5 protein-coding genes and 1 pseudogene are annotated in these 15895 nt (G+C 64.6%); 4 read left to right on the top strand and 2 right to left on the bottom strand.

Translation table 11 applies throughout. From position 1 onward, the window contains the following. Window positions 1-129 precede the first annotated feature (129 nt). A complete protein-coding gene (locus AC1DMS_RS12850; RefSeq protein WP_412510897.1) occupies window positions 130-708 on the top strand; it encodes a hypothetical protein in 579 nt (192 codons plus the stop codon). A 24-nt stretch (window positions 709-732) separates the two neighbouring features. Here AC1DMS_RS12850 and AC1DMS_RS12845 read toward each other — a convergent pair whose 3' ends face one another. Together AC1DMS_RS12845 and AC1DMS_RS12840 are read right to left on the bottom strand one after the other, a co-directional pair. Next, window positions 733-1269: a hypothetical protein gene (locus tag AC1DMS_RS12845; RefSeq protein ID WP_412510898.1), complete on the bottom strand. Its 537-nt coding sequence runs from the start codon at window positions 1267-1269 to the stop codon at window positions 733-735. A 339-nt stretch (window positions 1270-1608) separates the two neighbouring features. Next, window positions 1609-2433, bottom strand: a pseudogene (locus tag AC1DMS_RS12840) (transposase); the annotation flags it as partial. Between the two features lie 318 nt (window positions 2434-2751). Here AC1DMS_RS12840 and AC1DMS_RS12835 point away from each other — a divergent pair. From AC1DMS_RS12835 to AC1DMS_RS12825, 3 genes are all read left to right on the top strand, one after another. Next, a complete protein-coding gene (locus tag AC1DMS_RS12835; protein WP_478181100.1) occupies window positions 2752-12711 on the top strand; it encodes a two-partner secretion domain-containing protein in 9960 nt (3319 codons plus the stop codon). Between the two features lie 2 nt (window positions 12712-12713). Further along, complete coding sequence (locus AC1DMS_RS12830) at window positions 12714-13235, top strand: hypothetical protein (RefSeq protein ID WP_412510900.1); 522 nt, start codon at window positions 12714-12716, stop codon at window positions 13233-13235. A gap of 304 nt (window positions 13236-13539) precedes the next feature. Next, window positions 13540-15267 carry a ShlB/FhaC/HecB family hemolysin secretion/activation protein gene (locus tag AC1DMS_RS12825; protein ID WP_049808436.1) on the top strand — a complete coding sequence of 576 codons (1728 nt, stop codon included), beginning with the start codon at window positions 13540-13542 and terminating at the stop codon, window positions 15265-15267. The last annotated feature ends 628 nt before the right edge of the window (window positions 15268-15895 follow it).

Below are 15895 nucleotides of genomic sequence, written 5' to 3'. Positions count from 1 at the left end.
CAATGGCGCCTATGTGGTGGAAGAACTGGCCGCAACGCCGGGGTTTCGGGCCATCCGACTGAACCGGCGGCATCGCAATATCCGCAAACCTCGAACCCTTGGGCCCGAGAGCCTGGAGCGCAGAAAAATATGGCCTTCGACGATGCGACTGTGCGCGAGAAGCACGCGGGCAGCAGAGTGCCGGACTTCTTCTGCTCGGAACATGGCGATCACGAAGCCAAGGTCCTCCGCACGATCACCGTCAGTGATTTCGACAGCGCCGCTTTTGCGGCCACGATTTTGCGGCGGCACCCAGAGGTTGTTGCTTTCGAAGATAAAACCGCCCCTATGCGCCTGCCGGCATGGCCCGTCGTTGCCGGAATCGCGGACACGAAGTTCTCCGCGCGCCTGGCTGCGTTGCGAACTCGCGGAGCCGTTCGACGGCCCACGGTGGTGATGCCCCACCACGCGCCGCATCGCCATTCACTGGCGCTGCGGTTCGCCGAGGACTGGTCGTCCGGCGGCTTCATTCGCGAGATGCCGGCCGAACTCTCTTCCAGTTGCCGGTGCCGCGGGTATATGGGCATGCGCACGACAGCTTCGACGGCGAGGTGGGCGAGTGTCGGTGGTGCGCAACGCGCGGTGGTACATGGACAACTGGCATGGGAAGCTCGAGAGCAAGAATCTCGATCCCGGCTTCGCCTTCAAGATGACTCCCGGCAAAAGTGAAATCCGATCCCGCTCGCGCGCCCGTCACCGGAGCAGCAACGCATGCAGCTTCCATCCCATAGCGACAGCGGAGACCAGTGCGGCTGTTGTTGCCCAATATTGCCACTTCGGCAACTGCGGTGCCTCCTTGTATTCCAAGGTGACGAGCGGCCCGGGCACGAGGCCCGCGTACTGCGTTCTCAGCGCTTCGGCACCCGCTCCGGCGTTCATGGATTCGAAGACGCGCTTGAACAAGCGCTGAGCTTCCAGGCTCAGCTTGGTAAGTTGAACCTGGCTGCCGTCATACAAACGGACATGAAGCGCTGCGTCCACTTCGTCGATCGACCGGATCGGCGCGCCGAGTGTTCGCAGCCGACGCCGACCAGGCGCATAGCCGCAGAACCGCACCAGGCCCTCCTGCCGCAGCAGCGTGTAGCCGACCAGGCGCTCAACTTCGTCGCGGCTGTTCAGAATTTCTGTCGTCATATAGAAATGCAGCACCAGCTGTCCCAATACAGCGGCGAAGAACCACGCCCCGTGCGCCTTGGAAAGGACATACAGAAAAAGAATGGTCGATGCCATCGCATAGGCTGCGAGGAGCAAGAGGCTGCCCACAAAGGCTCTACGCGAGGTGTCCCGAGAGGGCTGAAAGCACACACGCATCGATCGAGCGGGACTTGTCGGAATGGGTGCGGGCCCCTCGGGCTCATCATTCTGTTCTGTCATTGTGGATTCAACCTATACGTTCAGCGGGCGCGGCGGTAAGCACTTTCTTCGGTTCGTGCGATAGTTTGCCAGTACATCGCTTGCTCTTCGAAGAGGATTGATCCCTCGGGCCGATTGACCCGTCGCTTCCTTTGGCCATGGCAGCCGGTCCCACTTGGGGGCGGACCTCGCCGGTTTGAACTTTGGCGAGCCGGTCTATTCCTTGAGGTTCTGGGCTGCGGCAGCCATCAAGAACTCGTCCTGCGCACCACTGAGCCCGTGAAGCCGGAGCGACCCTGCTTCATGATGCGGTCGAGGTGCGCGAACGGCATCTCCACCTTCTGGCGCTCCCTGCGCGACCGTCTGTACTGCGGTGTCTGCGCGATGGACCGTGCCACCTCGCGGGCGCTCTCATGGATGCTGCGGGCGATCTTTCGGAACGGTGTCCTCGGGCAGCAGCGATCCTTTATTCCACAGGCGACGCAGTCTGCCTGGCTCGCGCGATAGATAACGGCGTCGGCCTTGGTTGCGAGTGCGCGGCGTCGTGAACTGCCGCCGGTCGTCCGCGCGGCCTTCAGGGCAAACATATTCATTGCGCTCGGCTGCCACTGGAACTTGCCGATCGACAGACTTCCGTCCTTGCGGACTGTCTTGTCCCACACAGGGACATGAGGTTCGATCTGCTTGTCTTCGACCGTCCAGGCCAGCAGCGGGGCGGCGCCGTACGCGGTGTCGCCGACGAGTCGCCGCGGCCTGATGTCGAAGCGCTTCTCGACGCGATCAATCATCGCCCGGGTGGAGTCGACCTCAGGCGTGCGGTGCCGGCGTTGCTTCGAGGTCCAAGATGATTCCCGCCGACAGATCGATCAGGTAGTTGCTTGAGCAAGTGTAGAACGCCGGACCACCTGGTGCTGCGGTCCACTGCGCAGCCGGGTCGGTCGGAGAGATGTTCCGCGATGCAGCCGCTGTGTCGTGCACCTCTTCACCTGCATCCTCGGTCACCGGATTGTTGGCATCGAGTGCGTCCAGGTACTCGCGCAATGGGGACCCTCGAGCACCTCACGTCGCGACAGGACCGATGGGCGTTGCGCCATGCGCCAGGGCCTTGGCGGCGAGGAATTCGCACACAGCCTCTTCTGCGGCGCCATGTATCGCAATCGATCGTTGTGCTGGTCCAACATAAATGGCCCCGGTGTAATGCCTGCGCCTTACATCCCCGGACGTCAGTTTTCAAGTATGTCCGATTCGTGAATAAGTACCGCGCGAACGAGGATGCCGCCCTCCCATAATCGGCCCGCCGAAGCATCCTGTCACAGAAATAACGATGCCCGGCGGCCAATCCAGAGGGAGCACCAGAACATGAATCGCCATTTGCATCGCATCGTCTTCAACGCCAGGCGCGGCCTGCGCATGGTGGTCCAGGAGACGGCGAAGAGCACAGGCAAGGGCTCGTCCAAGGCAACCACCGTGGCAAGCGCGGCCGGCGCCGGCGCGGCCGCCTTTGCGCCGATGCTCGTGGGTGCGGCGCTCGCGGGCATGCTGTGGGCGCCACCGGTGCAAGCCCAGATCGCCGGCGCGCCCAATGTTCCGGCCAACCTGCGCCCCACGGTGCTGATGGCGCCCAACGGCGTGCCGCTCGTCAACATCCAGACGCCCAGCGCGGCCGGCGTCTCGCGCAACGTCTTCAACCAGTTCAACGTGGCGCCCAACGGCGCCATCCTCAACAACAGCCGCACGAACGTGCAGACCCAGCTCGGCGGGATCGTCCAGGGCAATCCGTTTCTTGCGACCGGGCCCGCACGCATCATCCTCAACGAAGTCAACGGCGGCAGCCCGAGCCAGCTGCGGGGCTACATCGAGGTGGGCGGCACGCGAGCCGAAGTGATCATCGCCAACCCCGCGGGCATCAGCGTCGACGGCGGCGGCTTCATCAATGCGAGCCGGGCCACGCTGACCACCGGCACGCCGCAATTCAATGCCGTGGGCGGCCTGGACAGCTTCCTGGTGCGCGGCGGCACCATCACCATCGACGGGGCGGGCCTGGACGCCAGCAAGACCGACTACGCCGCCATCCTCGCGCGCGCCGTGCAGGCCAACGCCGGCATCTGGGCCAGCGAATTGAAGGTGGTGACCGGCGCCAACACGGTCAGCGCCGACCACAGCCAGGTCACGCCCACCACGGGCACCGGCACGGCCCCCACCTTTGCCCTGGACGTGGCCGCGCTCGGCGGCATGTACGCCGGCAAGATCACCCTCATCGGCACCGAGGCCGGCCTGGGCGTGCGCAACGCCGGCACCATTCAGGCCGCGCCGGGCGCCACCGCGCTGATGGGCGCGGGCCAACTGGTGGTCACCAGCGCCGGGCGCCTGGAGAACATCGGCACGCTCCAGGCCACCGCCGATGCGAACCTCGCGGCCTCGGCCCTCGCCAACAGCGGCCGCATCAGCAGTGGCGGCAACCTCAAGATCACCACGCAGGGTGACCTGGCCAATGCACTGAACGGCACGGGCGGCACGCTCGAAGGCGCGCGGCTGGAGCTCGCCAGCACCGCGGGCGACATCGACAACCGCGGCGGCACCCTCCGCCAAACCAGCAGCGCCGGCCTCGGGCTGAGCGCGCCGGCCTTGAGCAACACCAGCGGCGGCGTCATCGGGCTGGAGCCTGTGGCGGCTGCGCCGTCCACACCGGGCACCGGCACCGGCGGCGGCACGGGCGGCACAGGAACCGGAACGGGCGKAACGGCCAACCCCGGCACCCCGACCGCAGGCACCGACACCGGCGCCGGCGCCGGCGGCACCATCGCACCGGCACCGTATGTGCCGCCATCGCCCGGCACCGTCACCGCGGCCGGCACCCTGCGCAACGACGGCGGCAAGATCTACGCGGGCGGCCCCATCAGCCTGCAAAGCGCCCACATCGACAACAACGGCGGCACCCTGAGCGTCGCGAGCATGGCCGTGAGCCAGCCGAGCTTCGACAACCACGGCGGCACGCTCAACGTCAGCAACGGCTTCAGCGCCAACGTCGATCGCTTCGACAACACCGGCGGCACGCTGAATGCCGGCAGCCTGAACATCGCCACCACCGGCGACCTCGTCAACGTCGGCGGCACGCTCACCAGCACCACCGATGCCACGCTGGCGGTGGGCGGCCAGGCCGACAACACGCGCGGCACCATCTCGTCGGCGGGCGCGCTGACGGCCAACGTGGCGGGCGCAGTCAACAACACTGCCGGCAAGCTGGCGGCGAACCAGGGCGTCACGCTCGGCGCCGGCAGCCTGGACAACACGCAGGGCAGCATCCAGTCGGCCCAGGCCGGCGTGCAGCTGGCCGTGGCCAACCAGTTGCAGAACGGCAGCGGCGGCAGCATCGGCGCCGCCACCGACCTGGGCGTGCAGGCAGGTTCGCTGCTGAACGCCGACGGCGCCAGCCTGCGCGGCGCGAACGATGCGACCGTGGCGGTCGGCGGCACGTTGAGCAACGACGGCAGCATCACGGCCGGGCGCCACGCGACGGTCACTGCTGGCACCGTGCAAGGCAGCAGCACCGGCGTGCTCGGCGCGGGCATTCAGGGCGACGGAACCCTTGGCGCGGCAGGCGACCTGGTGGTCACCGCCACCGGTGCGCTGGCGGCCCACGGCACCACGCTGGCGGCCGGCCAAGCGACGCTGCAGGGCGCGAGCGTCGATCTCTCGGCGAGCCAGACCAGCGCCGCGAACATCGCGCTCACGGCCACGCAAGGCAACGTGACCACCAGCCAGGCCTCAGTTGTGACACCCGGCACCTTGAGCGTGACGGCCAACAGCAATGCGGCGCAGTCGCTCGTGAACGAGGCAGGCCATCTCAACGCGGGGCAGTTGCAGCTCAGTGTCTCGAACCTCGCCAACACCAACGGCGGGGAGGTCGTGCAGGCCGGCACCGGCGTCACCACCGTGGCCGTCGCGGGCACCTTGAATAACGATGGTGGCCGTATCGCGAGCAACGGTCAGGACCTGAGCCTAGGTGGTGCGACCATCACCAACGCCGGCGGCAAGATCGAGCATGCTGGCACCGGCACGCTCGCCATCGCGGGCGGCAGCTACAGCGGCACCGATGGACAGATCACGGCCAACGGCGCACTGGCGATCGCCATGTCGGGCGCCTTCAACCAGGACGGCACCAAGGCCACGATCGGCGCCCAACAGATCAGCATCGACGCCGGTTCGCTCGGCAATCGCGCCGGCGCCCAGATCGTGCAGGCCGGCACCGATGCCACGCGCATCACCGTGGTGGGCGCGCTGGACAACAGCGGTGGCACGCTGGCCAGCAACGGCGACACGACCGTCGCGGCCGGCAGCCTGACCAATCAGGGCGGCACCGTCCGTGCCGCCGAGACCTCCGGCCTCGCCCTGACCGTGGGCGGCCTGCTCGACAACAGCCACAAGGGCGTGATCGGCGCGGGTGGGAACACCACCATTGCCGCCGGCAGCCTCAACAACGACGCCGGCAGCACCACCGCTGTCGGCGACCTGACCGCCACCATCGGCGGCGCCGCGACCAACGTGGGCGGCACGCTGGCGGCCAACGGCCACAACACACTCGTGGCCGGCACGCTGGACAACACCGGCGGGACGGTGGCTGCCGTCAATGGCAATCTCAGCGTCACCACGGCCGGCATGACGACGAACAAGGGCGGCACCTTGCAAGCCGGGGCCACGAGCACGCTGCTGAACGGCGGCCTCAACAACGCCGGCGGCCAGGTCTTCGGCAACAGCCTCTCGGTCGACACGCGGGGCCAGGCACTGGACAACAGCGCGAAGGGCACGCTGGCAGCGATCACCACCGTCAATGTGAATTCGGGCGCGCTGAACAACGATACGGGCCTGATCCAGTCCGGCGGCGCCATGACCATCGATACGAATGGCCAGGCACTGACCAACAGCAACGCCGAGGGCTATCGTTCCAAACCCGAAGACGCGCCGGGCGGCATCACGAGCGCGGACACGCTGACGCTGAGGAACGTGGGCGATCTGGACAACACCGCCGGCTTCATCGGCGCGAAGAACGCACTGGACGCCAGCACCCAGGCCTTCACGAACACGGGCGGCGGCCAGGTGCTCGGACAGTCCACGGTCACGCTCGACACCCATGGCGCTGCCTACGACAACACCGGCGGCCAGACGCTGGCGGTCGGCAACCTCGGCGTCAACGCCTGGACGCTGACCAACACCGGTGGCCTGATCCGCTCGATGGCGACCACCACGCTCCACGCCGGCAGCGTCGTCAACACCGGCACCCAGGGGACGGAGCAGGGCATCGAAGGCCAGAACGTCGACATCACGGCCCAGTCCATCGCCAATGCCTCGGGCGCGATCCGTGCCGACCAGAACACCACCCTGAGCAGCAGCGGAACGATCGACAACAGCGCGGGCCTGGTCTCCGCCGGCGACACGCTCACCCTCCAGAACCCCGCCGCGGCCAAGACCCTGTCGGTGGTCAACACCGGCGGCACCCTGGTCGGCGGCAAGAACGTCGTCCTCGACGCGGGCTCGGTCACTTGGGACGGCAAGCTGCTGTCGCTCGGCGACATGAGCCTGGCGGTCACCCAGGACATCACCTTCGCGGCGGGCAGCGAGACCGTCGCCAACCACAACCTGACGGTTTCGACGACCGGCAACATCACCAACGCCGGCCGGCTGGCCGCGGGCAACGACCTGACGCTCTCTGCCAGGGACATCAACAACACGGCCACCGGCGACATCCAGGGCAAGACCACCACGCTGAACGCCAGCGGCACGCTGACCAACCGCGGCGTGATCGACGGCGGCCTCACGCGCATCAATGCCGGCACGCTGAACAACGTGGGCACCGGCCGCATCTATGGCGACTGGGTGGCGATCGGCGCTGGCACGCTCAACAACGGCGCCGAAACGGTCAATGGCGTCGCATCGGCCGGCACCATCGCCGCGCGCGAGCGCCTGGACATCGGCGCCGGGACCATCAACAACCGCGACGGCGCCCTGATCCTCAGCGCCGGAAATCTCTACGTCGGCGGCGAACTGGTCGACGGCAAGGCCAGCGGGGCCGCCAGCGTATTGAACAACCACGCGGCGACCATCGAGGCCGTGCAGGACATGGACATCAAGGCGAATGTCCTGAACAACACCAACGGCGGCGTGACCTGGACGACCCAGACCACCTCCGATGGGAAGCAGCACACCGAATATGCACTGCCCGGCAGCTCGACGCGCTACGACCCGAGCCAGCTGGTCTTCGTGACGGTCCAGGGCCCCTCGGTCGACTTCGAGCACCTGATGGGGTATCTGTGGCCCAGCTTCGTCAGCCACGCTGCAGGGCCCACCTCCGGCCAGTTCTCGGGCATCCTGGTGCCCTCGGCCAGCTATCCGCTGTCCCGCTATGGCACCTATTACGCGAACCCGCCGCGCAACAGCCGCGATCTCACGGGCACGCGGCAGATCAACATCGATCAGACCGAGACGTACACCGAGCCCGGTGCCTGGTACGCCCGCACCGATCCGATCTGGGCGGCCTTTGGCGTGACGCCGCCGGCGACGGACACGCCGGCCGACGATGCGCAACGCGCTGCCTACCTCGACGCCCACCAGCGCCTCGACGCCGCGACCGAAGCCTTCATCCGCGATGTCTACGACAACTACGCGCGCTCCTACTACGCCTGGGTCTATACCGAATCGACCACCACGCCTGTGCTGCAGACGTCGTCGCCCGGCCGGATCATCGCAGGCGGCAAGATGGACATTGCGGTAGGCAGCGGCACCAACGACATGAGCCAGATCCTGGCCGGGGGAGCGTTGACCGTCACCGGCGGGAAGATCGAGAACAACAATGTCGAGGTCTCCGGAGCGCAGACGCGCACCGGGGTGCAGCTGTTCCAGGCGGGCCTGGGCGACGGCGAGCAGATCTCGCCTTACAACACCAGCGTGCCCATCACCGTGACCCTGGCGGCGGCACGGCAGGAGGGCAATGTCTCGGTGGTCGGTAGCGGCGGATCCACCGGCATCTTGACCCCGGGCCATACCAACCAGGGCGTACCCGGCGCGAGCGGCGTCAATGCCGGCGGTCCCACAGGCGTGGCCGGCGGGACCGGCACGCCGGTGAATGGACCAGGTGCGGCCTCGGGCGGCGCAGCAGGCCCCGTTGTTCACCCGATCATCGAGGTCAACCTGGCGGCCACTTCGGAAACGACACAGGTCGTGCGCACGACCTTGCCGGGCCTGACGGTGCCCACTGCCAGCCTGTTCCGCACGCATCCGGAAACTTCGAGTCATTACCTGATCGAGACCGATCCGCGCTTTGCGAACCGGCACAACTGGCTCAGCAGCGACTACCTGCTGAACAACCTGGGGCAAGACCCGAACAACACGCTCAAGCGCCTGGGTGACGGCTACTACGAGCAGCGCCTGATCCGCGAGCAGGTGGCCCAGCTGACCGGCTACCGCTACCTGGATGGCTACGACAGCGACGAGGCCCAGTACACCGCGCTGATGGATGCCGGACTCACCTTCGCACGGCAGTACGGCCTGCGGCCGGGCATCGCGCTCAGCGACGCCCAGATGGCGCAGTTGACCAGCGACATCGTCTGGCTGGTGGAGCAGGCCGTCACGCTGCCCGACGGCAGCAGCCAGCGCGTGCTGGTGCCGCAGGTTTATGTGCGCGTGAGGAACGGCGACATCGACGGCTCGGGCGCCTTGCTGGCCAGCAAGGAAGTCAACATCAAGCTCGACGGCGATCTGGTCAACAGCGGCACGGTCGCGGGGCGAAGGACCGTCAGCATCACGGCGGAGAACATCCAGAACCTGAACGGCCGCATCTCCGGCGACAGCCTCGACCTCAAGGCCCGGACCGACCTGAACAACATCGGCGGCACGATCGACGCGGCCAGCCAGCTCAAGATCGAGGCCGGGCGAGACATCAACGTGCGCACCACGACCAGCAGCAGCGGGTTGGCCCTGGACCTCACGCCCGGGGCCGTGAGCCTGCGCGGCGCCACCATCGTTGACCGGGTGGCGGGTCTCTACGTGAGCGACCCCAAGGGCGTGCTGGTGGCGTCGGCCGGCCGCGACGTCAACCTGATCGGTGCCCTCGTCGCCAACAGCGGCAAGGAAGGCACGACCGAGATCGGCGCAGGCCGCGACATCAACCTGGGCACCGTCACGACGGCAAGGCAGGACACCACGGTTCGGGACGCCGGCAACTACCGCGCCGAGGCCAGCACGCGGGAAGTCGGCACCCGCATCGAGACCAGCGGCGACATCAGTTTGCATGCGCAGCGCGACGTCAGCGTGCGCGCGGCCACCGTCAACAGTGCGGATGGCGCACTGGAAGTCGCCGCCAAGCGCGACATCACCATCGATGCGGGACAGTCGACCTCGGCCCTCAATGCGGGGCGCCGCACCGAGGAGAGCGGCTTCTGGGGCAGCGACCGCAGCATGGAGCAGGGCACCTTTGGTTCGACCGGCGTCATCGGCAGCAGCCTGGGCGGCAAGACCGTCGTGCTGGATGCGGGCAATAACATCCGTGTCCGTGGGTCGAATGTGGTGAGCGACAAAGGCACTGAACTCTGGGCTGACAACAACATCGCCATCGAAGCCGCGACGCAAACGCGGGACAGCCAGTATGTCCGCGAGGAATCGCAGAGTGGCATGTTCGATGCGAACTCCGGCTGGACCTGGGGTCACCAGGACACGCGCAGCACCAGAAACCGTGAAGAAAGTACGGCCGTGGGCAGCACCGTGGGGGCCATCGGGGGGAACGTCGTCATCAACGCCGGCAACCGCTACAGCCAAGTGGGCAGTGATGTGATCGCGCCTGGTGGGGACATCGATATCCGGGCGCGCGATGTCCAGATCGTCGAGGCGCGTGAGACGAGCCGCAGCGAAAGCACGCAGAGCTTCTCCCAGGGCGGTATCACGCTGGGTATCAAGGCACCCTTGATTGACCTGTTGCGAAACATCGAGGAAACCTCGGAGGCCATTGGCGACACCAAGGACGATCGCATGAAAGCGTTGGGTGCTGCGAGCATGGGTCTCAGTGGCTATTCAGCATATCAGGACGTCTCCAAGGCTGCGGCTACGAACACAGGAACCGGCGCCGTCAGCATGGGTGCCACGCTGATGGTGGGCAGTAGTTCAAGCGAGACCACCAGCACCCAAAGCAGCAACACGTCCGCCGGCTCCCGGGTGCAGGCCGGAGGCAACGTCACCATCACCGCCACTGGCGGCGGGCGGGATTCCAACATTCTCATACGCGGTAGCGAGATCAATGCCGGCAAGAACGTCAATCTCGCGGCAGACAACAACGTCACGCTCGAGGCGGCGGCGAACACCCACGAGCAGAGCTCTACCAGCCGCAGCAGCAATGCAAGCGTCGGTGTCGGCTACGGCTTCGGGCAAAGCAATGGCTTCACGATCGAGGTGGCCGCTGGAAGCCAGAGCGGCCGAGATAACGGCACAGATGGCGCATGGACGAGCACTACGATCAATGCAGGTCGGCAGGTCAATATCACCAGCGGCGGTGACACCACCCTTCGGGGTGCCACGGTTGCCGGCGAACGTATCAACGCCGATGTGAGCGGGAACCTTCATGTCGAGACCCTTCAGGACACCAGCACATATCACAGCCAGAACAGCGGGGGCGGCTTTAACTCGACCATTTGCGCTTGGATCTGCTACGGCGACAGCAGCGTAAGCGTCTATGCCCACAACACGCGCGGGGATGGCAATTTTGCGAGTGCCACACAGCAAAGCGGGTTCTTGGCTGGGGACGGCGGCTTTGGTGTCAACGTGGGGGGCAACACCAATCTCGTGGGTGGGGTGATCAGCAGTACGGATGTTGCCGTGAACGGAAGCAAGAACAGCTTCTCGACCAGCAGCCTGACGATGGCAGACCTGGTCAACCACGACACCTTCAAAGGCAGTGGTTACAGCATCAGCGCCAGCACAAGCACCGCGGGAATGGGCTCGGGAGGGGCTGGCATTGGCAGCAACGATATCAATGAGTCCAGCATCACGCGAAGCGGCATCTCGGGCGTCGCAGGCAATGCGTCGGTGCGTACCGGCGTAGACAGCACCAATGCGCTGCAGATGACCGACAGAACGCGGGCGATGCGAGATGTGCAAGCGCAAATTCAGATCACCGCTGCTTTTGGTCGCGAGGCGACGACAGCCGCGGCAACATACGCGGATCGGCAGGCTGTCCTCGCACGACAAGGAAGCAACGAAGAGGAAGCACGGAAATGGGATGAGGGAGGCGCATACCGTGTCGCACTTCATGCGGCCATCGGTCTTCTGACCGGCAATCTGTCAGGTGCTGCGGGCTCAACGCTGAGCGCAACGGCGCTCCCGGAAATCGGGGAAATGATTGCGGACATGGGCTTGCCGGACACGGTCCGGGTGGCGTTGACACAGGTAGCAGGCTTGGCCCTGGGATCGGCGACCGGCGGTGTCGCGGGTGCAACAGCATCGTTCAATACCGCTCAGAACTATGTGAGCCACAGTCCGTTTGCAGGTGTGCGACGAACAGTCTCACAGGAAAATGCCAGGTTATTGAACGATTGCGGCCCAAACTGCACGCAAGCGGATTTTCAGCGCATTGACCGGCAACTGTTTCAGCTCGAAACAGCCGCCAACCTAATCGCGATCGATCGGAATTCTGCGCTCACTACCGATCAAGCAGTTCGCCTTAGCGAGTCCTTGCAACTGCTGTTGCCTGTTTATGGCACAGCGACTGGTTTGTACATGGCGGCGACAGGTGAGAGCCTCTCCGGGCGAGAGCTGTCAAACGTCGAGCGATTTTTCAGTGGTTTGGCTGCAGCCGTTCCCTTGGGATCGACCGCTTACAGAGCTGTGCAAGAGATGCGCGTTGCCGCCGTGGCCGAAGCTGAAGCGAGGTTCGCGCTGGAGCAAGGAATTCCTGCTGTCGCACAGGTCCCCGGACGAGTGTCATCGCGAATTAACGTCGCAAATGGGCGGACACAGACTACGCCTCTTCGTGGGACCGGCCAACCGGTCAGCGCAGGTTTTGAGCACGTGGTGGAACAGCATATCGGTGTTCAACTGGCAAACAACAGATCGGCCTTTACTATCACTTCTGATGAGCTGCGTGGCCTTTTGCAAGAATCAAGCGTTGTGAAGTCACCTGTCACAGCGTTGGGCGATGGCACCTTCTTGCGCGTCGTAGATACAGGAAGAAATATCGGCCTTACGAGTCTTTCGGAGGGCGGAATCCCTACTAGTGTTATGCGTATATTTACTGACCGCGCTGGCAATCTGATTACAGCCTTCCCCGTAAGAGGTTATTGATCATGAACATCTTCTCGGCATGGCGTGAATTGACTTCGAAAATTTCCGTTGCAGGGCCAAATAAAATCGATCTATTCGAAATTTGTTCTGATTGGTGTGTTAGACACAAGGGGCTGCTGAGCGAGACGGATTATCACTTGGAATCCTTCGTCTCTCTCAATTGTGGCGAATACATTGGGCCTACTGAGGTCTGCACTCCGGATGAGTTGCCAAGTATTCGCGCACTTACGTTATCGCTTCCCAAGCAGCATCCCCAGGAAACGGCTGCGCGTCGATTGCGTGACGCGCTAGAGGCCCTTCTCGCCGTAAAAAGCACAACACCTTGCGCGAGTTGTGGGTCTACTCCGCTCTATGCTGAGGCCTATCTAGGAGGAATTTTTTGGATTTGCTCTGTCTGTGGAAAATCGCAATCTCACGGGAAAATAATTAATTGGATCGGCGGAGCGGTGAGTGCCCGACTTGCAACTCCGGCGGAGGTTCAGGCGGAGAGTATGCAGAATTCCGATGAAAAGAAAGGGACGTGATCTGCAGGGATCCATGAGCAGTCGTTGTAGTTTCCGACCCGTTTTCCCCGGCACCCGGGGTTGAACGTGGCTGGACTGCAAAAAAAGGGTTATGAACATCACCAAGGGACAGTGGCGATCCTTTCGTCTCGACGTTGTGCGGACGTGTGCATAAGCGCATTGGTTAAAAAATAGCCCACCGAGTGCGCCTGAATCATTGTGGATCCAAGACCGGACAGCAGATGAAATTCAGATGTGCAACAGTTCGAATAAAGCGATAGAGGGAGAGAAGTTGAAAACGAACTTACGTACCATATTGGCTGGTATGCTGCTGGGCGGCCCCTTGTTGGCTCAAGCCCAGGTCTCCAGCACCCCGCAACCCTTCGTCGAGCAGCAACGTCAGCAGGAACGCGAACGCGCGCTGCGCGAGCAGAACGAGCGCACGGTCGACCAGCGGCTGCGAGCCGCGCCGCCCGCGCCTACTCAGCGCATCCCTGAATCCGAAGCCCCGTGCTTTCGCATCGACCGCGTGCTGCTGGTCGGCGAGCAGTCCGCATCATTCCAGTGGGCTGTTTCTGACCTTTCGGGTCCTGAAGGCAACGATTCGCCTCTCGGCCGGTGCCTGGGCACGGCCGGCGTGAACGTGGTCCTGGCCCGCGCCCAGCAGGCGGCCATCGCCCGCGGCTTTGTCACCACGCGCGTGCTCGCTGCGCCGCAGGACCTGTCCACCGGCACCTTGACCTTGTCCCTGGTGCCCGGGCGCATCGCGGCCATCCGGACCACGCCGGATTCTTCCTCGACGCTGCTGGGCAGTTCCGCTTTGCTGGGCGCGGCCATTCCCGCCCGCCCGGGCGACCTGCTGAACCTGCGCGACATCGAGCAAGGGCTGGAGAACCTCAAGCGCGCCCCCACGGCCGAGGCCGACATCCAGATCGAGCCCTCCACCGCACCCGATGCCAAGCCGGGCGACAGCGACCTGGTGGTCAAGTACGTGCAGGCCAAAAAGTGGCGCCTCACCCTGAGCCTGGACGACAGCGGCACCGAGGCCACCGGCCGCTACCAGGCGGGGGCCACGCTGTCGCTGGACAACCCGTTCGGTCTGAACGACCTGTTCTACCTGAGCGCCAACCACAGTATCAACAACCATTTCCTCTCGGAGCCGAGCTACGGCACCGAAGGCCAGACGGTGCACTATTCGCTGCCGTACGGGTACTGGATGCTGGGCTTGACCGCTTCGAACAGCCAGTACCACCAAAGCGTGGCGGGTTTCAACGGCCCCATCAGCTACGCCGGCAAGTCCAACAACGCCGAGGTCAAGCTCTCGCGCCTGGTCTACCGCGACCAGAGTCGCAAGACCACGGTCGCCCTCAAGGGGTTCCGGCGCGAATCGCGCAACGTCATCGAGGACACGGAACTGCCGGATCAGCATCGCGTGGTCGGTGGCTGGGAATTCAGCCTGAACCATCGGGAGTTCATCGGCGAGGCCACGCTCGACGGCACGCTGGCCTACAAGCGTGGCACCGGTGGCTTTGGCGCCAGGCCCGCAGCAGAAGAGATTGCATTCGGCAATGGCGCCAGCCCGTTCCTGGAAGGCACGTCACGCCTGAAGCTCTACACGGCCGAGGTGAGCCTGAACGCGCCATTCAAGCTGGGCGAAGAGAAGCTGCGCTACTCGGGCCTGGTGCGCGCGCAGTGGAACCGCACGCCGCTGCTGCCGCAGGACCGCTTCGCCATCGGCGGGCGCTACACGGTGCGCGGCTTCGATGGCGAGACCAGTCTGATGGGCGAGCGCGGCTGGCTGATCCGCAACGACATCGGCTGGGCCATGGGTCAGAGCGGGGCGGAACTGTATGTCGGTGCCGACTACGGGCATATCGGCGGGCGCTCGACCGCGGACCTGCTGGGCCGCAGCCTGGCTGGCGCGGTCCTCGGGGTGCGGGGGCAGTGGAGCAAGCTCAGCTACGACTTCTTCATGGGGGCGCCGATCCGCAAGCCTGAGGGGTATCGCACGGCCAAGACCACCTTCGGTTTCAACCTCAACGCGAGCTTTTGAGATCCTTTTGATCGCGATGCCAGTCGACTCGTTTTGAAGCCAAACATGGGCAGCTATTCGGAACTCTACTTCTCAGGCGTGAGGGGGCGACCCGGGCGAGGGACGCTGTCAAACGACTCTCCGTATCTGCTCTCCAAGTACCATCTTCCGATTCTGTGGCTTGGGCTGTTCGATGCACGGGATATTGAGGACGACGCGCATTCTCAGGAGCCTACCGATGTCTGGCCCTACAAACGGACAGAGGCTGCTGCCGCATTACTCGGATCGCGTTGTTGTTTCTGAGCAAACACTTTCCGGTGCTCCAGTCGCGCTGGCGTGATCAGTTTCTCTAGGTGTTGCGGGACAGTGGCTTTGAATACGTTCATCTCGACACCCATCAGATCGGGACCATGGTTGTGACTGGACCCGAGTGGCGACGCGAACTCGAGGTCATGCTGGGCATGTTCAGTGCCGAGACACCAGTGCCCCAAGGTTGGCTAGGTCGGCTCCTGCGCAGGCCATCTCCCCAGTCACCGCTGGCGCTGTACAACGTTCGGTTCGGTTCACGCTATGACGGTGACGAACGTTCCGAGCCTTGGGCGTATTGCGGAGCCAGCGGTACGGATGAAACCATGCCATGGGAATCGGG

The organism is Variovorax sp. 05T418 (assembly GCF_056396385.1).
This window is presented reverse-complemented; position numbering and strand designations above follow the sequence as displayed.

Bases quoted from the DNA above. Each gene is read 5' to 3' on its own strand.
- AC1DMS_RS12830 (WP_412510900.1), top strand. From the start codon at position 12,714: ATGAACATCTTCTCGGCATGGCGTGAATTGACTTCGAAAATTTCCGTT.
- AC1DMS_RS12850 (WP_412510897.1), top strand. From the start codon at position 130: ATGGCCTTCGACGATGCGACTGTGCGCGAGAAGCACGCGGGCAGCAGA.
- AC1DMS_RS12845 (WP_412510898.1), bottom strand. From the start codon at position 1,269: ATGGCATCGACCATTCTTTTTCTGTATGTCCTTTCCAAGGCGCACGGG.
- AC1DMS_RS12825 (WP_049808436.1), top strand. From the start codon at position 13,540: ATGCTGCTGGGCGGCCCCTTGTTGGCTCAAGCCCAGGTCTCCAGCACC.